The following is a 22,197-nucleotide window of genomic DNA, read 5'->3' on the forward strand; positions in this document are numbered from 1 at the left end:
CACGCCGCCCGATTTCTCACCCCAGACTGTATTTGCGGAGTTTTCATGTCCATCGAACGTACCCTCTCGATCATCAAGCCCGATGCCGTGGCCAAGAACGTTGTCGGTCAAATCGTCGCTCGTTTCGAGCAGGCCGGCCTCAAAGTCATCGCCGCACGCATGTTGCAACTGTCGCGTGCCGATGCCGAGCGTTTCTACGCCGTTCACAGCGCGCGCCCCTTCTTCAAGGATCTGGTCGACTTCATGATCTCGGGTCCGGTGTTCGTGCAAGCGCTGGAAGGCGAAGGCGCCATCCTTAAAAACCGTGACCTGATGGGCGCAACCGATCCCAAGAAAGCTGAAAAAGGCACGATTCGCGCCGATTTCGCCGACAGCATCGACGCCAACGCCGTTCACGGTTCGGACGCTGCCGAAACCGCCGCCGTGGAAATCGCCTTCTTTTTCCCCGAAATCAATATCCACAGCCGTTAATTGGCTAGACTGATTCGTCAGTCTTCCAATCGGTTCAAGTACGACATGGACAACCTCGAACGCGTCAATCTGTTGGGCATGGATGCCACCGCACTGGCCGACCTCGTCGTCCAGTGGGGCGGCAAGCCGTTTCGCGCCCGTCAGTTGCAGCGCTGGATTCACCAGCGCGGCGCCGACGCCTTCGAGGATATGTCCGATCTGGCCCGTGGCTTTCGCGAGCAACTGACGCAGCATTGCGTCGTGCAAGCGCCCACGGTGTCCACCGTTCAGCACGCCACCGACGGCTGCCGCAAGTGGCTGTTCGACGTGGGTGCAGGCAATGCGGTCGAAACGGTGTTCATTCCCGAAGACGACCGCGGCACGCTGTGTATTTCAAGTCAGGCCGGGTGCACCGTCGGTTGCCCGTTCTGCTCCACTGGTTATCAAGGATTCAGCCGCAACCTCACCGCCAGCGAGATCATCGGTCAGCTGTGGTGGGCACGGCGCGAGATCGAGCGCGACATCGGTAGCGCCCGTCTGGCAGGGTCGGAGGGCAAGGTCGAATCTACGGCCGATCCGCGCGTGATCAGCAATGTGGTGATGATGGGCATGGGCGAGCCGTTGCTCAACTATGTGCCTGTCGTAACCGCGCTCAAGCTGATGCTGGACGACAACGCATATGGCTTGTCGCGCCGCCGGGTCACGGTGTCCACATCGGGTGTCGTGCCCATGATGGATCGGCTGTCGCAAGACTGTCCGGTAGCCTTGGCCGTATCGCTGCACGCGCCCAACGACGCCTTGCGCGACCGGCTGGTGCCGCTCAACAAGAAGTATCCGCTCAAAGAATTGATTGCCGCGTGCAATCGCTATCTCGAGTTCGCCCCGCGCGACTTCATCACCTTCGAGTATGTGATGCTCGACGGCATCAACGATAGCGATGCGCATGCGCGCGAACTGATCGAGATTGCGCGCCAGGTGCGCTGCAAGCTCAACCTGATTCCGTTCAACCCCTTTCCCCAGTCCGGACTGACCCGCTCGCCGATGGCGCGGGTGCGCACGTTTGCGCAGCGGCTGATGGATGCGGGGGTCATCACAACGGTGCGCAAGACCCGCGGCGAAGATATCGACGCCGCCTGTGGTCAGCTCGCCGGCGAAGTACGCGACCGCACGCGGATCGCCGAACGCATGGCAACGCAACGCCTTTCCATTCCCATCAAGCAGGTGGCGGCATGAGTATTCCGGTTTCAGATTCCGCTTCCGCAACGCTCGACCCCGCTGGCGGGGCCGGTGTGCCCACGACGCTCGGCGGTTCGCTGCGCGCGCTGCGTCAAACGCGCGGTTGGTCGTTGGAAGAAGTGTCCAGTCGAATCAAGTTCGCGCCGCGTCAGATCGACGCGCTCGAAAATGAGCGCTGGGACGAATTGCCCACGGGCGTGTCGCTGCGGGGTCTGGCCCGCAACTACGCGCGCCTGCTCGGCGCTGACGATGCCGCGATTGTGGCATCGCTTGCTGCGCGCACCGGCGAGTCGCGCGGTCTCGTCAATGACGCGCCCCGCACGCCGCTCCAAGGTCGTGCGGCCATGCCGGCTGAAGAAGAAACCGGTTCCGGCATGCCCTGGGGCTGGCTGTTTATTTTGCTCGTCGTGGTGCTGGCAGGTGTGGCCTATGCTTTCTGGCAGGGCTGGTTGCCCGCCGAATGGTTGCCTGCCGGCTGGATACCCCGGAATACCCCCTGAATGAACGAACCGACTTCGATTGATCTGTCGTCGACGCTGAGCGACGCCGAACCGCCCCTCGTGGGTGCTGCAGGCCGTCGCGCCACCCGCGCCGTTGCGGTGTCGTGGGGCGATCGCAAGGTGTCGATCGGCGGTGGCGCGCCCGTGGTGGTGCAGTCGATGACCAATACCGACACGGCCGATGCGATTGCAACCGCCATCCAGGTCAAGGAGCTGGCGCAAGCCGGTTCCGAAATGGTTCGGATCACGGTCAACACGCCTGAAGCCGCCCGAGAAGTGATCGCCATCCGCGAGCAGCTCGACCGGATGGGCGTCAACACGCCGCTGGTCGGCGATTTTCACTACAACGGCCACAAGCTGCTCACCCAGTTTCCCGATTGCGCGCAGGCACTGTCGAAGTACCGCATCAATCCGGGCAACATGGGCGGCGGCAAGAAGCGCGACGATAATTTCGCCCAGATGATCGAAGTGGCGTGCCGGCATCAGAAGCCCGTGCGCATCGGCGTCAACTGGGGCAGCCTCGACCATGAGTTGATGGCCCGCAAGATGGATGAAAACAGCCGCCGCGCGCAGCCTTGGGAAGCGCAGGCGGTGATGCGCGATGCGCTGGTCGTGTCTGCGATCAGCAACGCGCAGCGGGCTGAGTTGCTGGGGTTGCCGGGCGACGCCATCATTCTGTCGTGCAAGGTGAGTCACGTTCAGGACCTGATCGCGGTTTATCGTGATTTGTCCTCGCGTTGCGACTATCCCCTGCATCTCGGTCTGACCGAAGCCGGCATGGGCAGCAAGGGTATCGTGGCATCGACGGCGGCGCTGTCGGTGCTGTTGCAGCAAGGCATTGGCGACACGATCCGTATCTCGCTCACTCCCGAGCCGGGCGGTGACCGCACACGTGAAGTGGTGGTGGCGCAGGAAATTCTGCAAACCATGGGTTTGCGCGCGTTTACGCCGATGGTGGTGGCCTGCCCGGGTTGCGGGCGCACCAGCAGCACGTTCTTCCAGGAATTGGCCGATAGCATCCAGTCCTATCTGCGCCGTCAAATGCTGGTCTGGCGCACGCAATATCCTGGCGTCGAGTCGATGAACGTGGCCGTCATGGGCTGTGTCGTCAACGGACCGGGCGAAAGCCGGCATGCCGACATCGGCATCAGCCTGCCGGGCACCGGCGAGGTGCCATCCGCACCGGTTTTCGTCGACGGCGAACGCACGGTCACGCTCAAAGGCGATCGCATCGCCGAAGAGTTTCAGACCATCGTCGAAAACTACGTCGTGCGCCGTTACGGCGGCCAGCACGCGCAACACTAAGCAGAGGGACATTGCCGTAACGGGGTGCGTAGCGCATCGTCCGACGGCATGATGGACATGACGCAAGCGTTTCAAAAAGTCTCGGCCCTGCGTGGCATGAACGACGCGTTGCCCGGAGTGGGCGCGCGCTGGGAGCAACTCGAAGCCATCGTGCGCGATTGGCTCGCCGGTTACGGCTATCGCAATCTGCGCACGCCGGTACTCGAATACACGCGATTGTTTACGCGTGGCATTGGCGAAGTCACGGACATCGTCGAAAAAGAGATGTACACCTTCACCGATGCGCTCAATGGCGACTCGCTCACGCTGCGTCCCGAAATGACGGCCGGCATGGTGCGCGCCACCATCGAGCACAATCTGCTGTACGACCGGCCGCAGCGCGTCTATGCGATGGGTCCCGTGTTTCGTCACGAGCGTCCTCAACGTGGCCGCTATCGCCAGTTCCACCAGATCGACGTCGAAGCGCTCGGTTTCGCCGGGCCCGATGTCGATGCCGAATTGATCGTCATGCTTGGCCGGTTGTGGCAGCGGATGGGCTTGACCGATGTGCGCCTCGAACTCAACTCATTGGGTCAGGCAGAGGAACGTGCTGCGCATCGCGCCGCGCTCATCACCTATCTCGAATCGCACAAGGATGTGCTGGACGAAGATGGCCTGCGCCGCATGTACAGCAATCCGCTGCGCGTGCTGGATACGAAAAATCCGGCCATGCAGGCGATGGCCGATGCCGCACCGCGCTTGTTCGATTTTCTGGGTGACGAATCGCGCGCGCATTTCGACGGCGTGTGCAAAAGGCTGGACGATGCGGGCATCGGCTATCGCCTGAACCCGCGTCTGGTGCGAGGCCTGGACTATTACAATCTCACCGTTTTCGAGTGGGTCACCGATCGCATCGGCGCCCAGGGCACAGTGTGTGGCGGTGGTCGGTACGATGGCCTGATCGCCTTGCTCGGCGGCAAACCCAATCCTGCGGTGGGGTTTGCCATCGGCATGGAGCGCCTGCTCGAGTTATGGGAACAGGCGGGTGAACGTGAGGCCGAGCCCGAGTGCGACGTGTACATCGTGCACCAGGGCGAAGACGCGCAGCGGCTGGCCGCGAAAGTGGGTGAGCGCCTGCGTGACGTGGGACTCGCCGTCATCGTGCATGCCGGCAGCGGCAGCTTCAAGGCGCAATTCAAGCGTGCCGATACCAGTGGTGCCCGGGTTGCGGTTATCCTTGGCGCCGACGAAGTGGCGTCCGAAACGGCCAGCGTCAAATATCTGCGCGGCGCGGGCGACGCCGCACCGGCACAACAGCAAGTGCCCTTGGCGGCCTTGCCCGAAGTACTGAAATCGAAGGGTTGAGCAGCATGGCTTACGATCTGGAAGAACAAGAACAATTCGACGCGCTCAAAGCGTGGTGGGCGAAGTACGGCACCCTGATCATGGCGGTCGTGGCAGCGGCGGCATTGGCCTGGGGCGGTTGGACCGCCTGGAAAGCCTACCAAAATCATCGTGCCAATCAGGCCATGGGTTACTTTGAAGCGCTGGAAGATGCCGCACGCCTGGGCGGCGCCGACGCCGCCGTGCGCATCAAGGCTGCTGTGGGTACCCTGCGCGCCGACTATCCCGCCACCGGCTATGCGGCGCGTGGTGCGCTGGTTGCCTCGCAAGCCCTGCAGGCTCAAAACGATCCCGATGCGGCCCGCGAACAATTGACGTGGCTGGCCGCTCAAAAGCAGCATGCGCCCCTGCAACCGGTGGCAAAACTGCGCCTTGCAGGCATGTTGCTCGACCTGAAGCAGTACGATCAGGCGCTTGCGCAGCTGACCGACGCCCCGGCGCCGTTCGTGGCGTTGTTCGAGGATCGCCGCGGCGATATCTTCGCGGCGCAGGGCAAGCCCAACGAGGCGCGCACGGCTTGGAAGAAGGCAATCGATACGCTGGGCAACACGGATCCTCTGGTCCAGGTGGTCCGTTTGAAACTTGATGCGTTGGGTGGTGCATGATGGCTTTGTGGAAGACGACGTTCGCGCGTGGCCCCAAGATGGCGGCGGCTGCCCTGTGCCTGACGGTACTGGCCGGTTGCTCGATTTTCTCCAATGACGACGGACGCAATGATCCGGCGCCGTTGACCGAGTACGCACCGGGCCTGGCGGTCAAGCAGGTCTGGAAGACGTCGGTGGGCCGCGGTGCAGGCATCGGCTTCGTGCCGATGGTCATCAACGACGCCGTCTATGCCGCGACGCCAAACGGCAAGCTGGGCAAGTACAACCTGGCGGACGGCCGCTCGGTGTGGACCGCCGATGCCGATACGGATCTGTCGGCGGGTGTCGGTACCGATGGCAATGTGACCGTCGTCGCATCCGAGCGCGGCGAAGTCATTGCGTACGACGACAGCGGCAAGGAAAAATGGCGCACGCGTGCGACCAGCAATGTTTCGGTACCGCCCGTGGTCGGATTCGGCGTGGTGGTGATCCGCAGCGGCGACTATCGCATCCAGGCTTTCGACATCAACTCGGGCGAGCGCATGTGGAGTCTGCAGCGTCCGGGACCGGCGCTGGCGCTGCAAAGCGGCTCGCAAATGGTGTTGGCGCAGGGGTTGGTGATTACAGGCCTGCCTGGCGGCAAGTTGCTCGCCATCAATACGGCGTCGGGCAACGTGCAGTGGGAAGCCACTGTGTCGCAGCCCAAGGGCGGTAGCGATCTGGAGCGTTTGACCGATGTGGTCGGCGCGCCGCAGATTGCCGGTCGCCTGTTGTGCGCAGTCGCCTATCAGGGCCGCATTACCTGCTTCGACGTCTCACAAGGCGGCCGGGCGTTGTGGGCCAAAGACTTTTCCAGTTCGAGCGGCATGACGGTCGACGATCGCAATGCCTATACGGCCGATGCGCAAAGCGTGGCCAACGCCTTCTCGCTGGATGCCGGCAGCAATCTGTGGAAGCAGAATGCGCTGCGCAATCGTCAACTCAGCGCCCCGGCCGTATTGCGCGGCGCGGTCGCCTATGGCGACTACGACGGCTACGTGCATTTCCTGTCGTCCACCGACGGCAAGCTCCTGGCGCGCGTGTCGCTCGGCGGCGGCGCCATCGTGTCGCCGCTGCAGACCACCTCGCAAGGTGTGCTTGTGCAAACCGGCAATGGCGATATCGCCTTGATCGGCACTCCTTAACTCTTAGAAAGTCTGAAACAACGTGTCATTGAAACCTGTCGTCGCCCTGGTCGGCCGCCCTAATGTCGGCAAGTCGACGCTCTTCAATCGGCTGACCCGATCGAGAGCGGCGCTCGTCGCGGACTTTTCCGGTCTGACGCGGGATCGTCACTATGGCGAAGGACGGGTTGGCGACAAACCGTTCATCGTCATCGACACCGGCGGTTTCGAACCCGTTGCCAAGGATGGCATCCTGCTCGAGATGGCGCGCCAGACCAAGCAGGCGATCGCCGAAGCCGATGTGGTGATTTTCCTTGTCGACGCGCGTGCCGGCGTCAATGGGCACGATCACGACATCGCGCAGCTTCTGCGTCGCAACAGCCAGCGCGTGCTGCTGGCGGTCAACAAGGCCGAAGGAATGGGCGCGGGCAATGCCACCGCCGAGTTTCATGAGCTCGGCTTGGGTCAGCCTTATCCGATCTCGGCTGCGCACGGTGACGGCATCGGCGAACTGATCGAGATCGCGCTCGAAGGCATGGGCGAGGTCAAGGTCGAACGTACGGATTCGGAAGCCGATTTCGACGGCGACGAAGCCGACGCGCCCGAGATGCCCGAGTTGCCTCACGATCACCGGATCAAGCTGGCCATCGTGGGCCGGCCCAATGTGGGCAAATCCACGCTGATCAATACGCTGATGGGCGAAGAGCGCGTCATTGCGTTCGATATGCCGGGCACCACGCGCGACGCCATCGAGATTGAGTTCGACAAAGGCGGCAAGCGTTATACGCTGATCGACACCGCCGGCCTGCGCAAGCGCGGCAAGGTGTTCGAAGCGATCGAAAAGTTTTCCGTGATCAAGACCTTGCAGGCCATCGAGGCCAGCAATGTCGTGTTGCTGATGATCGACGCTACGCAAGAGGTGTCGGATCAGGATGCGCACATCGCCGGCTTCGTGCTCGAAACGGGGCGTGCGGTGGTGGTGGCGATCAACAAGTGGGACGATACCGACGCCGACCAGCGCAACCGCATCGAGCGGGAATTTCAACGCAAGTTGCGCTTCCTCTCGTTTGCCAACGTGCACAATCTGGTCGCATTGACGGGGCAGGGCATCAAGCCCGTGCTCAAGTCGATCAACGAAGCGCATGCGGCGGCGTTCGCCAAGCTTTCGACGCCCAAACTCACGCGCGAATTGCAGGCTGCCGTCGAACAGCAGCAACCGCCGCGCAAGGGCATTTTCCGTCCGAAGATGCGCTACGCCCACCAGGGCGGGCAAAATCCGCCACTCATCATCGTGCACGGCAATGCGCTGGACGCAATTTCGGATTCGTACCGCCGTTATCTCGAGACGCGCTTTCGTGAAGCGTTCCGCCTCAATGGCACGCCGCTGCGCGTCGAGTTCAAGTCTTCTCAAAATCCTTACGCCTAAGGTCACGTTCGCATGAGCCGTTTCTGGAGCGCCGTCGTCGGCACGTTGAAGCCCTACGTGCCCGGCGAGCAGCCGAAGGTGCAGGATCTCATCAAGCTCAACACCAATGAGCATCCCAGCGGGCCATCGCCTAAGGTGATCGAAGCCATCCAGGCGGCTGCGGGCGACACGCTGAAGCGGTATCCCGACCCGAGTTCAGAGCGGCTGCGCAGCACCATCGCCGGTTATTACGGTGTGGAGGCGAACCAGGTGTTCGTGGGCAACGGCTCCGATGAAGTGCTGGCGCATGTGTTTCAGGCGCTGCTCAAGCATCCCTTGCCGCTTCGCTTTCCCGATATTTCGTACAGCTTTTATCCGGTGTATTGCGGGCTCTACGGGATAGCTTACGAAACGGTACCGCTTTCCGACGATTTCCGGATCGATCCCGCGGCGTTCGGCGCCGCCGATGCGTCACCCGCGGGCGGCATTATTTTTCCCAATCCCAATGCGCCCACCGGCCTCGCATTGCCTTTGGCCGCCATTGAGCAGGTGCTCAACGCTAACCCGCAGGCCGTCGTGGTCGTCGACGAGGCCTATGTCGACTTCGGCGGTGAAACGGCAATCGGCCTCGTCGCGCGTTACGAGAATCTGTTGGTGGTGCAGACCCTGTCCAAATCGCGCTCGCTCGCCGGCTTGCGCGTGGGCTTTGCGGTCGGCCAGCAAACGTTGATCGATGCGCTCGAGCGGGTAAAGAATAGCTTCAATTCCTATCCTGTCGACCGTCTTGCCGAGGCAGGCGCCATCGCAGCCTTTGAGGACGAGGCGTATTTTCAGCGTACGCGCGCCGAGGTGATCGCCTCGCGCGAGCGTCTGGTGGCGGCGTTGAAGGCTCGCGGCTTCGACATACTGCCGTCAGCCGCCAATTTCGTTTTCGTGCGACATACGTCGCATGATGCGGCCGGCTTATCTGCCGCCTTACGTGAGCGCCGGATCATCGTGCGTCACTTCAATCAGCCGCGGATCAGCGACTTTTTGCGTATTACGATCGGCACGCCGGACGAGTGCGATGCACTAATTCGTGCACTGGATACCATCCTTGCGTAACTGCGGTGCAATCGATCGAGACACCCGCGAAAGCCGCGTATACAGTGTGTTTCAAACGTCCGGGCCCTAAGTGGCACCTGCCGGGAAAACCCTGTACAGTAGACTTTCTCTCCAATTTCCACCACTCAAAACAACACAACTGGAGCCTGGCCAATGAGCAGCAATAAAGGGCAAACACTGCAAGACCCATTTCTCAACACGTTGCGCAAGGATCATGTGCCCGTGTCCATCTATCTGGTCAACGGGATCAAGTTGCAAGGCCAGATCGAGTCGTTCGATCAATATGTCGTTCTGCTTCGCAACACCGTAACGCAGATGGTCTACAAGCATGCAATTTCCACGGTCGTGCCTGCACGTGCCGTCAATTTTCAGGTGGAAGTCCCCGCTGAATAATCCGTTTCTTTCTTTGGCCTTTACTGCCCGCCGCACGTTTCGTGACGGCGGGCATTTTCTCGCCGGTCGCCAAGCGAGGTTCGCATGCGTGCATTGATTATTAGTGTCGATCTCGGCAATCCCGATTTCGAAGCCCATGCCGAAGAGTTCGCCATGTTGGCCCGCGGTGCAGGCGCCGAAATCGTCGACACCGTTCGCGTGCGCCGCGATCGTCCCGACGCCAAGTTTTTCATCGGCAGCGGCAAGGTAGAGGAGGCCGTTCTCCAGGCCAAGACCTACGACGCTGAAGTCGTCCTGTTCGATCAACCGCTTTCTCCTGCCCAGCAGCGTAACCTCGAGCGCGAGTTCACGCTGCGCGTGGTCGATCGCGTTGCCTTGATTCTCGATATCTTTGCGCTGCGCGCCAAGAGTCATGAAGGCAAGCTGCAGGTCGAACTGGCCCAGTTGCAGCACTTGTCGACGCGACTCACCCGCATGTGGAGCCACCTGGAGCGCCAGCGCGGCGGGATCGGGATGCGTGGTCCAGGTGAAGCCCAGCTCGAAATGGATCGCCGCATCATCGGCGACAAGGTGAAGCTGCTGCGCGAACGTCTGGATAAAGTCGAGCGCCAGCGCAAGACGCAGCGTCGCGCCCGTGCGCGAGGCGGCGCCGTCTCGGTATCGCTGGTTGGCTATACGAACGCCGGCAAATCGACCCTGTTCAATGCCGTGACGAACGCCGGTGCCTACGTTGCCGATCAATTATTTGCAACTTTAGATACAACCACGCGTCGAATCTGGATCGAAGGTGCTGGATCGGTCACGTTGTCCGATACGGTGGGGTTCATTCGCGACTTGCCGCCTCAATTGATCGCTGCGTTTCGCGCGACGCTCGAAGAGGCCGTACACGCCGATTTGCTGTTGCATGTCGTCGATGCATCGAGCCCGCAACGCGATGAACAGATCTTCGAGGTCAACAAGGTGTTGGCCGATATCGGCGCCGGTGAGGTTCCGACCATCATGGTCTACAACAAGATCGATCGGGCCGGTTTCGAGCCCAGGGTCGAGCGGGATGCGCATGGTACGATTGCGCGAGTATTTGTAAGCGCCTCGGAGCGCGCTGGTCTTGAGGCGTTGCGCGGGGCAATAGCAGAGATCAGTCAGATTGCGGGAAGAAATGCGTCAAATCACCAAACTGTTCAATCTGAATGACCCCGGTTGGGGACGTGGCAGCAACGGCGGCAATGAACCGCCCAAGCGGCCGCAGAATCGCAATGACGGTCCGCCCGACCTCGATGAGGTGTGGCGCGATTTCAATAATCGTCTGAGCGGTTTGTTCGGTCGCAAGAATAATAATCGTCGTCCGCCGAATTCGCCTGATGGTGGCGGCGGCCCGAATATCCCGCCGCGCGGCATGCGCATCGGCGGTGGCGTGATCGTCGGCGTGCTCGTCGCGGTCTGGCTCGCGAGCGGCTTCTACATCGTTCAGGAAGGGCAGGTTGCGGTCGTGACGCAATTCGGCAAGTACACCAAGACGGCCGGTCCGGGCTTCCAGTGGCGTATTCCGTATCCGATCCAAAATTCCGAAACGGTCAACGTGTCGCAGTTGCGCACGTTCGAGGTCGGCTTCCGTGGCGGCGCGCGCACCAAGGTGTTGCCCGAAGCGCTGATGCTCACCACTGACGAAAATATCGTCGACATGCAGTTCGTCGTGCAATATCGCCTGCGCGGCGATGGCGCGCCCGATTATCTGTTCAAGACGCGCGATCCGGATGCCTCCGTGCGTCAGGCGGCCGAAACGGCCATGCGCGAAATCGTCGGCAAGCGGCCGATGGATTCGGTGCTGTATGAAGGTCGAACCGAAGTCGCGATCGCCGTGCAGAAGCTGATGCAAGACATCCTCGAGCGCTACAACACTGGCGTTCAGGTCGAATCCGTCGCGATTCAAAACGTGCAGCCGCCGGAGCAAGTGCAGGCGGCGTTCGATGACGCGGTCAAGGCCGGTCAGGATCGTGAGCGTCAGGTCAACGAAGGTTACGCGTACGCCAATCAGGTGGTGCCGCTTGCCTCGGGTCAGGCCTCGCGCATGCTCGAAGATGCAGAGGGTTATCGCGCTCGTGCCGTTGGCGATGCAACGGGTAACGCTGCGCGCTTCACCAGCATTTTGAACGAGTACAACAAGGCGCCGCAGATCATGCGGGAACGTCTGTACCTCGAAACGATGCAGGCGCTGTACGCCGGTTCGAGCAAGGTCATGGTCGACACCAAGAACGGCAACAACATGATCTACCTGCCGTTGGACAAGATCATGCAGCAGTCCGCGCAGGAAGCAGGTGGCAAGCCGGCCAACTCGAATCTGAGTTTGCCGGGCGGCACCGCGCCTTCGTTGCCTGCCATGCCGCGTGTGGGATCTGGCAATACCAATAGCGGCAATGCCAACACGTCGTCTTCCGGCAATTCCGGTAGTCCCAGCAGCAATGCTCTGACCCGCGATCGTCAAGCGCGCTAATCGGTCGGAGACCAATAATTATGCAACGTCGTTTATTTCCTATTTTCATTGGCCTGCTCGTCATCCTGGCCGTGTTGTCCTCCTGCATGTTCATCGTGCGCGAACGCGATTACGCCCTTCAGTTCTCGCTCGGTGAAGTGCGCCGCGTGATCGGCGAGCCCGGCCTGTATTTCAAGCTGCCGCCGCCGTTCCAGAATATCGTCACGCTCGATAAGCGGATCCTGACCATTGAATCTGACGATGCCGAGCGCATCCAGACCAAGGAAAAGAAGAACCTGCTGATCGATTCGTACGTGAAGTGGCGCATTGCCGATCCCCGTCTGTTCTATGTCACCTTTGGCGGCACGGAGGGCGGCGCGCGCGAGCGTCTGCAAGCCCTGATTCGCGATGCCTTGAATGCGTCGATCAACCGTCGTACGGTGTCGGAAGCCATTTCGTCCGAACGCGATGTGGCCATGGGCGAGATTCTCGCCAACGTGGCAGCACGCGCCAAGCCGCTGGGTGTTGAGGTCGTGGATGTGCGCTTGCGCCGCATCGAATACGCGCCCGAGATTTCGGAGTCGGTCTATCGCCGTATGGAAGCCGAGCGTCTGCGTGCTGCCAATGCGCTGCGCTCGCAAGGCGCCGCCGATAGCGAGCGCATTCGTGCCGACGCCGATCGTCAGCGCGAAGTGTTGCTCGCCGAGGCCTACGGTAAAGCGCAAGCCATCATGGGTGAGGGCGACGCCACGGCAAGCAATATCTACGCCGATGCCTACAGCAAGAACCCCGAGTTCTTTACCTTCTACAAGAGTCTCGAGGCTTACCGCGCAGCCTTCTCCGATCGTCGTGACGTGTTGGTCGTCGATCCCAGCTCCGAGTTCTTCCAGTACATGAAATCGGTGGGTGCGGGTATGGGCGTCAACAACGGCAATGGTGCGGCAGCTGCGGCGACCACACCGCCGGCGGCCAGCGCTGCCACGCCGCCTGCAGCGGTAGCGCCGCGGGCACCGGCGGCGACACCGGCTCAGTAGACGTGTACAATACTGCGTAAGCTTTAAAAGACATTTCCGCAGCGGCTGAGCGGGCTTACGCCCCTCAGCCGTTTTTGTTTGGGCGACGCTTTTACGCGTCACTGGCTTTATCAGGTAACTATGATGGGCAACTGGTTGCTGCCCGAGAGCCTCGCCGATATTCTTCCGGCCGAGGCCCGGCGCATCGAGGAGTTGCGTCGCGAGCTTCTCGATCTATACCGTACGTATGGTTTTGAGTTGGTCGCGCCGCCGCTGGTGGAATACATAGATTCATTGCTGTCCGGTACGGGCAGCGATCTGAATCTGCAGACGTGCAAGCTGGTGGATCAGCTGTCGGGTCGCACCCTCGGGGTACGGGCCGACATGACGCCACAGGTGACGCGCATCGATTCGCATCTGCTCAATCGTGCGGGCGTCACGCGCCTCTGTTATTGCGGCACGGTGCTGCACGCTCGTCCTACCGATCTGCTTTCCAGCCGCGAGCTGTTGCAGATCGGCGCGGAAATCTATGGGCATGCCGGCATCGAGGCCGATCTCGAGATCATCGGATTGCTGTTGGCCACGGTCAATGTGGCCGGCGTGCGCCAGCCGCGTCTCGATATTTGTCATCCCGGTGTGCTGCGGGCGATTCTCGATGCCGATCCGCAAGGGGCCGCCTGCGCCGAGCGTGTGATTGCGCGCTTGCGTGAGAAGGACGTGCCCGGCTTGCGCGAACTGAGCGAAACCGACTGCGGCCTGCGTGCCGATACGGTCGCCGCGCTGGTCGCGCTGCCCACGTTGTACGGGGGCACCGAGGTATTGGCCGAGGCACGTGACCGGCTTCCCGCTTTGGCGGGCATTCGCACGGCGCTCGATGCGTTGCAGCGTCTGGTCGAGGCGCTGCCCGATGTCACCGTCAGTCTCGATTTGGCGGATGTCGGCGGCTATGCCTATCATTCAGGTATCAAATTCGCGCTGTACGCCGAAGGTTGGCACAGCGCGTTGGTGACGGGCGGACGCTACGACGACGTCAGTCACGCTTTTGGCCGGGCCCGGCCTGCGACAGGTTTCAGTCTGGATCTGCGCAAGCTTGCTGCGGGCCTACCGCCTGCCGAACCGGCGCGTGCGATTCGCGCGCCGTGGGGTCAGGCGCCCGATCTTGCCGGGGCCGTGCGCGCGTTGCGCGGCGAAGGCGAAATCGTCATTCAGGCCTTACCCGGTCATGAGCACGACCAGGAAGAATTCATTTGCGATCGCGAACTGGTTCACCAGAACGGCGATTGGGTCGTGACTTCAATCTGATTCCCTCCCGTTCGCGGGAGGGCCTGTGGAAATCAATGTTTCCCAAGACACTCGATATCGATTCCCTGACATGAGCAAGAACGTAGTAGTGATCGGCACCCAGTGGGGTGACGAGGGCAAAGGAAAAATCGTCGACTGGCTCGCTGAGTCGGTTCAAGGCGTGGTCCGCTTTCAGGGCGGCCACAATGCCGGCCACACCCTGTGGATCAATGGCAAGAAGACGATTCTGCGGCTGATTCCTTCGGGCATCATGCACCCGCACGTCACCTGCTATATCGGCAACGGCGTCGTGCTGTCTCCGGAAGCGTTGCTCAAGGAAATCGAAGAGCTCGAAGCCGCCGGTCTGGATGTGCGCTCGCGTCTGCAGATTTCCGAAATCTGCCCGCTGATTCTGCCGTATCACATCGCCGTGGACCAGGCGCGCGAAGCGCGCAAGGGCGAGGGCAAGATCGGCACGACCGGTCGTGGCATCGGCCCCGCATACGAAGACAAGGTGGCGCGCCGCGCGCTGCGCGTGCAGGATCTCTTCAATCCGCCGCTGTTCGAGGAAAAACTGGCTGAAGCGCTGGATTATCACAACTTCGTGTTGACGAAATACCTCGGCGCCGAAGCCGTGTCGGCGGAAGCCGTGCGCGACCAGGCCATGGCGCTTGCGCCGATCATCGCGCCGATGGTGGCCGATGTGTCGAGCAATTTGTTTGCCGCGCAAAAAGCCGGTCATCGATTGTTGTTCGAAGGTGCGCAAGGCGCGCTGCTCGACGTCGATCATGGCACGTACCCGTTCGTCACCAGCAGCAACTGCCTGGCGGGCGCGGCCTCGGCCGGCGCCGGTGTGGGTCCGCAATCGCTGAACTACATCCTCGGCATCACGAAGGCCTACACCACGCGTGTCGGTTCCGGCCCGTTCCCGACCGAGCTGGTCGACGAGATCGGCACCCGCCTGGCCACCGTGGGTAAGGAATTCGGCTCGGTCACCGGCCGTCCGCGCCGCTGCGGTTGGTTTGACGGTGCCGCACTGCGCCGCTCGGTGCTGTTGAACGGCATCACGGGCTTGTGCATCACCAAGCTGGACGTGCTGGACGGTATCGAAACCATTCGTCTGGGCGTGGGTTATCGCTCGGCCGACGGCACCTTCCGCGATGTGCTGCCTTACGGCGCGCACGCCGTGGCGCAAGCCCAGGCCGAGTTTGAAGAATTGCCCGGTTGGTCCGAATCGACGGTAGGGATCACGTCGTTCGACAAGCTGCCGGTCAACGCCCAGCGCTACCTCACCCGAGTGGCTGAGGTGTGTGGCGTGCCGGTCGATATGGTGTCGACGGGTCCGGACCGGATGGAAACGATCGTTTTGCGCGACCCACTTTCCGTCTGACAGACTGATTGCCTCGCGTTATGATGGCGGCCCCGGCGACGACCCGGGGCCGCCATTTTTCAAAAGTACAGGAGTTGTCGCCCGATGAGCGTTCCCCCCACTACCGATCGCGATCTTTGGATCTCTTGGGAGCAGTACCACCGCTTGATCGAGCGGTTGGCGCTTGCCGTTCATACATCGGGTTGGCAGTTCGACCAGATTCTGTGTCTGGCGCGCGGCGGCGTGCGAGTGGGCGACGTGATGTCGCGCATTTACGATGTGCCGCTCGGCATCCTCGCCACCAGCAGCTATCGTGAGGCGGCCGGCACGCAGCAGGGCGCATTGGATATTGCCCAATTCATCACCATCACGCGCGGATCGTTGTCCGGACGTGTGTTGCTGGTGGACGATATGGTCGACACGGGATCGACCTTTCTCAAAGTCTACGACCACTTGAAATTGCAGTTTCCTGAAATCACCGAACTCAAGAGTGCCGTCCTGTGGTGGAAGGGGCACTCGCTGGTCACGCCCGACTATTACGTCGACAAACTGCCGACCAACCCATGGATCCATCAGCCGTTCGAGGATTACGACAGCCTCCGGCCGCATCAGTTGGAGTCTTGGGTGAGAAAAGGCTCGCAAGACTAAAAATGCCGTGCTAGAATCACTGGCTAACATTAGCGTACGCGAATTTCCTCGCGCCGGATTTTTAATGTGCCGGGTTTAATGCGCCGTGCAGGTGTCCTGTTAGGGGCGTCGCGCGGCTCGGTTTGAAATACCTGGTTCCCTTTGGTGCAGCCGGTTTTTCCAACCGACGGGTTTTTTTACCGAATTAAGCCGGTTAAGACAGCTCTCAGAAAGCAATACTTAAGGCCCTACCATCCATGCCTATCGTTCGACTGAAAGAAAACGAGCCGTTTGAAGCCGCCCTGCGTCGCTTCAAGCGCACGATTGAAAAGACTGGTCTGTTGACCGAACTGCGCTCGCGCGAGTTCTACGAGAAGCCTACGGCTGAGCGCAAGCGCAAGCAAGCTGCCGCCGTCAAGCGTCACTACAAGCGCATCCGTAGCCAACAGCTGCCTCCGCGTATGTATTGATCTCTGGTCTTGAATGATTCCCGAATCATTCATCCAGGATCTCTTAGCCCGCGTCGACATCGCTGATGTCGTCGGGCGCTACGTCCAGTTGCGTAAGGGTGGGGCCAACTTGCTTGGCCTTTGTCCTTTTCACAACGAAAAAAGCCCCTCGTTTACCGTAAGCCCCACCAAACAGTTTTATCACTGCTTCGGTTGCGGTGCCCATGGCAGCGCCATTACGTTCCTGATGGAACACACCGGCGCGAACTTCCCTGAAGCAGTGCGTACGCTGGCTGGTTCGGTTGGACTCAACGTCCCCGAGGAGCAGCGCAATCCGCGTCAGCAGGCCGAGGATGCCAAGCGTAAAGAGGTGGTGTCGCGCTACACCCAAGTACTGGATGCAGCGCAGGCGCATTATCTGAAGCAATTGCGGGCATCCACCGCGGCGATCCGCTACCTCAAAGGTCGCGGGCTCACCGGCGAAATCGCGGCGCAATTCGGGTTGGGCTGGTCGGGCACCGACCGGCAGGGCCTGGGCCAGGTGTTCGAGCGCTACGACGATCCCGTGCTGGTGGAAGCCGGATTGGTCATCGATTCGGACGATGGCCGCCGCTACGATCGGTTTCGCGAGCGGGTCATGTTCCCGATTCGCAACCAGAAGGGTACGCTGGTCGGGTTTGGCGGCCGCATTATCGGCAAGGGCGAGCCGAAGTATCTGAACTCGCCCGAGACGCCCGTGTTTTCCAAAGGCCAGGAGCTTTACGGCCTGTGGGAATCGCGGCAGGCGGTGCGCAAGGAAGGGCACGTGCTGGTCGTCGAAGGCTATATGGACGTCGTCGGTCTGGCGCAGCAGGGCATCGCCAATGCCGTGGCCACGTTGGGCACGGCGACTACGCCGGATCACATCAAGAAGCTGCTGCGCACGAGCGATCGTGTGGTGTTCAGCTTCGATGGCGACAAGGCAGGTCGCAAGGCGGCGTGGCGGGCGCTCACGGCATGCTTGCCCGTGTTGCGGGACGACATCTCGATCCGGTTTCTGTTTCTGCCCTCGGAGCATGATCCGGATTCGTATGTGCGCGAGTTGGGGGCCGAAGCGTTTCGGGCGAGTGTGAGCGAAGCATCTGCCTTGTCGCGCTTTTTGCTCGATGAACTGGGTGCCCGTCATCGCATGGACGAGGCCGAGGGCCGTGCCGCGTGTCTGCACGAGGCCAAGCCGCTCTTGGCGGCAATGCCCGAATGCGCCTTGCGCGTGCAGATCGAGCGCGAAATCGCTCGGGCCGTGCAGCTCACGCCGGAAGAAATGGCGCATTTGATCGCCCAGGCGCCGGCGCAGCCTTACGGTCAGCCAAACTCAGGGCCGAAGTTGGATGGCGTTGCCAAGTTTCCGGCAAGCGATCGAGGTCGCCGCCCCGGTTCTGGGCCGGCGGGCGCTAGCGTATCGGATGGTGCACCAGGCGGCGCAGCGGGCGGCTTGGTGGGCGGTGTGGCCGGGCACCCGGGCGCGCCCACGGATGCGGGCAATGCATCGCATCCGATGGACGACATCCCGCTCGAAGCGTATTCGGCAGGCGAGTATTCAGATCAGGACGTCGAGTATCTGATCAGTGGCTACGATCTGGATCATTCGGGCCTGCAGGGCGGCGAAATCGACCCATCGCAGGGCTACGGGGGCCCACCGTATGGGGGCGAAGGTCAGTACGGCGGCGGCCAGGGCAATCAGTACGGGACCGGTCAGGGCGGTCAGTATGGCGCCGGGCAGGGCGGCGGCCAATATGGCGGTCCGCGGCAAGGCGGTGCCGGCGGTTATGGCGGCCGTTCCGGGCAGGGTAAAGGTCAGGGCGGCGGGTATCGCAAGAACGATCGTGGCGGTGGTCAGGGCAACTGGAGCAAGGGTAAAGGCAATTGGCGCGATCGCGATCGTGACCAGGGCGTGATTGAGCCGCCGCGCCCGGTGCCGACGTTGCCCAAGCGTTTGCTGTTTCTTTTATTGCTGCATCCGGAACTTGTTGATGGGATGGGCGATCAACAGCTTGAAGTTTTGGACTCCGGGCCCCATTTGGGACTGGTAAGAGAATTGATCGTGCTGGCCCAGACCAGCGGGGCGCGTCATGTGGGAGCGCTGCTTGAAGCGGCCGAGCCTGATTCTGACCTGTCGGGGCTACTGCGAATGATGCGCGCCTCGGTGCTGGCAGGTGAGGATCTGCCAGACCCGCAGGCAGAGTGGGACGACGCCCTGCATCGCATCGAATTTGATGCGATTCGGGTTGAAATGCAGGATCTGGCGTCTTCCGGATTGGCCGATGAAGCAGGCCGTAAGCGCTATCAGGATCTCTCCAGGCGCTTGCAGGTGTTAAAAGGTGCCGGAATACGTTAATTACGGTAAAATCAAGGGTTTTGAAATTCCACGCCTTGATTGTGGTTATAGGTCAATGGCAAGTTGGATGTATCGCGGTGGATTTACGCTCGCGGCTTAAAAACGGCTCAACCGGTCACGGATTGGATTGAGCGTGTTTTGAGGCTTCGGCCCTGAGTCCAGCGCAGGAAGTGCGAAGCTGCGGCTTACCCCGCAGGCAGTGAGACGGTAGTGCCAAGATATTGCCCGGTACGCAAGGTCGGGTTTTTTGCGTTATGTATTGCCGCATTTTGTTCCCACCAGGCATAGACCACTCGGGAACTCGCCTTATCAGGCAGACGGCATGACGAGGCGAAAGACCGATCCCCGCGCCAGGCAACTCACTACCGATATTTTTTAAAGGCTCAGGACACGTGTCCGCGCCTATTTTGCGGCATGCCGGCGTGCAAACAGCATGGCGGCGGCCTCGGAAGCGACTATGACGACACCCATCGATAAGAACACCTCCGCCAACGCTCAGGGCGAAGACGCCGTTGCCAGTCCCAAGCGGCGTGTGACCAGCCGTGCCGCGGAAAAGACGGCCGCCAAAACCGCGGTCAAAGTCGCTTCCAAGACCGCTGCCAAAACTGCCGGTACCAAAACCGCTGCCAAGAAGGCCGTGAAGGCTGCGCCGGGCGAAAAGACCGCGAAATCCAAAAAGGCTGAGGACAAGCTCGCCGAAATGGTCAGCCGTCCGGTGCCCAGTGGTCGCCGTCCGGGACGCCCCGCCAAGAACGCCAACAACGATGCTGGCGATTTCGATGATGGCGATGGCGAAGGTGAAGTGTTGCCCGATCTGAAGCCGCCCAAGCGCGGCGGCAAACGCGGCAAAGGCGACGCGAAGGATCTGATCGCGCGCGGCCCCGTCACCCCCGAAGAATACGAAGCCCGCCGCAATCGTCTCAAGCAACTGATCAAGCTGGGTAAGGATCGCGGCTACCTCACGTATGGCGAAATCAACGATCACCTGCCCGACGATCTCGTCGACGCCGAGGCGATCGACGGCATCATCAGCACGTTCAGCGACATGGGCATTTCGGTCTACGACCAGGCGCCCGACGCAGAAACGTTGTTGATGAGCGAAAACGCACCGGTGGCGTCCAGCGACGATGACGTCGAAGACGAGGCCGAAGCTGCGCTCACCACCGTGGATTCCGATTTCGGCCGCACGACTGACCCCGTCCGCATGTACATGCGTGAAATGGGTTCGGTCGAACTGCTCACGCGCGAAGGCGAAATCGAAATCGCCAAGCGGATCGAAGACGGCCTGAAGCACATGGTCATGGCCATTTCGGCGTGCCCCACCACGGTCAACGAAATCATCAATCACGTCTTGCGCGTCCGTGAAGGGCAAGCGCAGATCGATGAGGTCGTGGATGGTCTGGTCGATGCCGAAGACGGTACCGAATACGCTGGTGCCGGTGTCACGGCCGACGAGGACGAGAACGAAGACGGCCCGGCAGGCGGCATGAGCAGCAAGCAGCTCGAAGATCTGCGTGTGAAGTCGCTCGCCAAGTTCGACATCGTGAGCAAGCAGTTCGACAACATGCGCAGCTCGTACGAGAAGAACGGCTACAAGTCGGACGACTACCTGAAGGCACAGGAAATCATTCAGAACGAGCTGATGGGCGTTCGCTTCACGGCCAAGATGGTCGAGAAGCTGGCCGATACGCTGCGTGCGCAAGTGGAAGAAGTGCGTCAGCTCGAACGCGCCGTGCTTTACACCTGCGTCGACCGCGCCGGCATGTCGCGATCGCACTTCATCAAGGTCTTCCCGGGTAACGAAACCAACCTGCAATGGGTGCTGGACGAAGTTGCGGCCGGCCATCCCTATGCCGAAACGCTCGAGCGCCAGGTGCCTGCCGTGCAGGAACTGCAGCAAAAGCTGATCGATCTGCAAACGCGCGTCGTCTTGCCGCTCAAGGATTTGAAGGACGTCAACAAGCGGATGGCCACCGGCGAGGCGAAAGCCCGCAAGGCCAAGCGCGAAATGACCGAAGCCAACTTGCGTCTGGTGATCTCGATTGCCAAGAAGTACACCAACCGCGGTCTGCAGTTCCTGGATTTGATCCAGGAAGGCAACATCGGTTTGATGAAGGCGGTGGACAAGTTCGAATACCGTCGCGGCTACAAATTCTCGACGTACGCCACATGGTGGATTCGTCAGGCCATCACGCGTTCGATCGCCGATCAGGCCCGCACCATCCGTATTCCGGTGCACATGATCGAAACGATCAACAAGATGAACCGCATCAGCCGTCAGATCTTGCAGGAAACGGGCGCCGAGCCCGATCCCGCAACATTGGCGCAGAAGATGGACATGCCCGAAGACAAGATCCGCAAGATCTTGAAGATCGCGAAAGAGCCGATCTCGATGGAAACGCCCATCGGTGACGACGACGATTCGCATCTCGGCGATTTCATCGAAGATACGTCCACGCTTGCGCCGTCGGATGCGGCGCTGCATGGTTCGATGCGCGACGTGGTGAAAGAAGTGCTGGATTCGCTCACACCGCGCGAAGCCAAGGTGCTGCGCATGCGCTTCGGGATCGAGATGAGCACCGATCAAACGTTGGAAGAAGTGGGTAAGCAATTTGACGTGACGCGTGAGCGCATTCGCCAAATAGAAGCCAAAGCGCTGCGCAAGCTGCGCCACCCGAGCCGGGCCGACAAGCTGAAGAGTTTCCTCGAGGGTCAATAAGACCTGAGATGATGGGCCTCTAGCTCATGCCTGGTTAGAGCAGCGGACTCATAATCCGTTGGTGCCGAGTTCGACTCTCGGGGGGCCTACCAATAGCGACGCGGGTTTCCAGCACAGTGCTGGATCCCGCGTTTTTTATTGGACGAATAAAGTCGCCGCTACGAATAGTCGCCGGTACGAATAAATGTCGACGGTACGAATAATGTCGACGGTACGAATAAATGTCGACGGTACGAACACACACGCCGCTTCATAAGCGGCGTTTTGTCGTCTGCGTCCGAGGGCAATGCCGATTCGGTTCCCGGGTTGGCATCGGGGATACGAGGGTCGCGTGAATATCGGGTCGGCGCGCGCCAAGCGGCACATGGCTTGCAT

At 61.1% G+C, this 22,197-nt stretch carries 19 protein-coding genes and 1 tRNA gene; all 20 read left to right on the forward strand.

Annotation, left to right across the window (positions count from 1 at the left end; all coding sequences use genetic code 11):
- The first annotated feature begins 45 nt into the window (after window positions 1–45).
- The 20 genes from ndk to EYW45_RS23795 all read left to right on the forward strand — a co-directional run bounded on the left by ndk (window position 46) and on the right by EYW45_RS23795 (window position 21,914).
- Window positions 46–471, forward strand: coding sequence for a nucleoside-diphosphate kinase (ndk, locus tag EYW45_RS23700; RefSeq protein WP_161137885.1), 426 nt, complete (start codon window positions 46–48; stop codon window positions 469–471).
- 45 nt (window positions 472–516) lie between these two features.
- A complete protein-coding gene (rlmN, locus tag EYW45_RS23705) occupies window positions 517–1,683 on the forward strand; it encodes a 23S rRNA (adenine(2503)-C(2))-methyltransferase RlmN (protein ID WP_161137886.1) in 1,167 nt (388 codons plus the stop codon).
- On the forward strand, window positions 1,680–2,186 hold the full coding sequence (locus EYW45_RS23710; protein ID WP_161137887.1) for a helix-turn-helix domain-containing protein: 507 nt from the start codon (window positions 1,680–1,682) through the stop codon (window positions 2,184–2,186). Before rlmN ends, EYW45_RS23710 begins: the two co-directional genes overlap by 4 nt.
- Entirely contained in the window at window positions 2,187–3,491 is a 1,305-nt protein-coding gene (gene ispG, locus EYW45_RS23715) for a flavodoxin-dependent (E)-4-hydroxy-3-methylbut-2-enyl-diphosphate synthase (RefSeq protein WP_161137888.1), read from the forward strand.
- Between the two features lie 57 nt (window positions 3,492–3,548).
- On the forward strand, window positions 3,549–4,835 hold the full coding sequence (gene hisS, locus EYW45_RS23720; RefSeq protein WP_202444873.1) for a histidine--tRNA ligase: 1,287 nt from the start codon (window positions 3,549–3,551) through the stop codon (window positions 4,833–4,835).
- Between the two features lie 5 nt (window positions 4,836–4,840).
- A complete protein-coding gene (locus tag EYW45_RS23725) occupies window positions 4,841–5,479 on the forward strand; it encodes a YfgM family protein (RefSeq protein ID WP_161137889.1) in 639 nt (212 codons plus the stop codon).
- On the forward strand, window positions 5,479–6,642 hold the full coding sequence (bamB, locus tag EYW45_RS23730; protein WP_161138063.1) for an outer membrane protein assembly factor BamB: 1,164 nt from the start codon (window positions 5,479–5,481) through the stop codon (window positions 6,640–6,642). The genes EYW45_RS23725 and bamB overlap by 1 nt, the downstream gene beginning before the upstream one ends.
- 22 nt (window positions 6,643–6,664) lie before the next feature.
- On the forward strand, window positions 6,665–8,047 hold the full coding sequence (gene der / locus EYW45_RS23735; RefSeq protein WP_161137890.1) for a ribosome biogenesis GTPase Der: 1,383 nt from the start codon (window positions 6,665–6,667) through the stop codon (window positions 8,045–8,047).
- 12 nt (window positions 8,048–8,059) lie between these two features.
- Window positions 8,060–9,130 (forward strand): histidinol-phosphate transaminase, encoded by a 1,071-nt coding sequence (hisC, locus tag EYW45_RS23740; RefSeq protein ID WP_161137891.1) that lies wholly within the window; start codon window positions 8,060–8,062, stop codon window positions 9,128–9,130.
- Window positions 9,131–9,283: 153 nt separating this feature from the next.
- Window positions 9,284–9,523, forward strand: a complete 240-nt coding sequence (gene hfq / locus EYW45_RS23745) for an RNA chaperone Hfq (RefSeq protein ID WP_161137892.1) — start codon at window positions 9,284–9,286, stop codon at window positions 9,521–9,523.
- A gap of 84 nt (window positions 9,524–9,607) precedes the next feature.
- Entirely contained in the window at window positions 9,608–10,714 is a 1,107-nt protein-coding gene (hflX, locus tag EYW45_RS23750) for a GTPase HflX (RefSeq protein ID WP_161137893.1), read from the forward strand.
- Window positions 10,680–12,011, forward strand: a complete 1,332-nt coding sequence (hflK, locus tag EYW45_RS23755; RefSeq protein ID WP_161137894.1) for an FtsH protease activity modulator HflK — start codon at window positions 10,680–10,682, stop codon at window positions 12,009–12,011. The genes hflX and hflK overlap by 35 nt, the downstream gene beginning before the upstream one ends.
- Window positions 12,012–12,031: 20 nt before the next feature.
- Window positions 12,032–13,024: a protease modulator HflC gene (hflC, locus tag EYW45_RS23760; RefSeq protein WP_161137895.1), complete on the forward strand. Its 993-nt coding sequence runs from the start codon at window positions 12,032–12,034 to the stop codon at window positions 13,022–13,024.
- A gap of 123 nt (window positions 13,025–13,147) precedes the next feature.
- Window positions 13,148–14,305: an ATP phosphoribosyltransferase regulatory subunit gene (locus tag EYW45_RS23765; protein ID WP_161138064.1), complete on the forward strand. Its 1,158-nt coding sequence runs from the start codon at window positions 13,148–13,150 to the stop codon at window positions 14,303–14,305.
- A gap of 70 nt (window positions 14,306–14,375) precedes the next feature.
- Window positions 14,376–15,674, forward strand: a complete 1,299-nt coding sequence (locus EYW45_RS23770) for an adenylosuccinate synthase (protein ID WP_161137896.1) — start codon at window positions 14,376–14,378, stop codon at window positions 15,672–15,674.
- A gap of 84 nt (window positions 15,675–15,758) precedes the next feature.
- Window positions 15,759–16,301: a phosphoribosyltransferase gene (locus EYW45_RS23775; RefSeq protein ID WP_161137897.1), complete on the forward strand. Its 543-nt coding sequence runs from the start codon at window positions 15,759–15,761 to the stop codon at window positions 16,299–16,301.
- Between the two features lie 236 nt (window positions 16,302–16,537).
- A complete protein-coding gene (gene rpsU / locus EYW45_RS23780; protein ID WP_161137898.1) occupies window positions 16,538–16,750 on the forward strand; it encodes a 30S ribosomal protein S21 in 213 nt (70 codons plus the stop codon).
- 13 nt (window positions 16,751–16,763) lie between these two features.
- Window positions 16,764–19,103, forward strand: a complete 2,340-nt coding sequence (dnaG, locus tag EYW45_RS23785) for a DNA primase (RefSeq protein ID WP_161137899.1) — start codon at window positions 16,764–16,766, stop codon at window positions 19,101–19,103.
- Between the two features lie 457 nt (window positions 19,104–19,560).
- Window positions 19,561–21,822 (forward strand): RNA polymerase sigma factor RpoD, encoded by a 2,262-nt coding sequence (rpoD, locus tag EYW45_RS23790; protein WP_161137900.1) that lies wholly within the window; start codon window positions 19,561–19,563, stop codon window positions 21,820–21,822.
- Between the two features lie 13 nt (window positions 21,823–21,835).
- A tRNA-Ile gene (locus tag EYW45_RS23795) sits at window positions 21,836–21,914 on the forward strand.
- Window positions 21,915–22,197 lie beyond the last annotated feature (283 nt).

This window comes from Schauerella aestuarii, assembly GCF_009866805.1.
In the GTDB taxonomy this organism is placed as follows: domain Bacteria; phylum Pseudomonadota; class Gammaproteobacteria; order Burkholderiales; family Burkholderiaceae_B; genus Schauerella; species Schauerella aestuarii.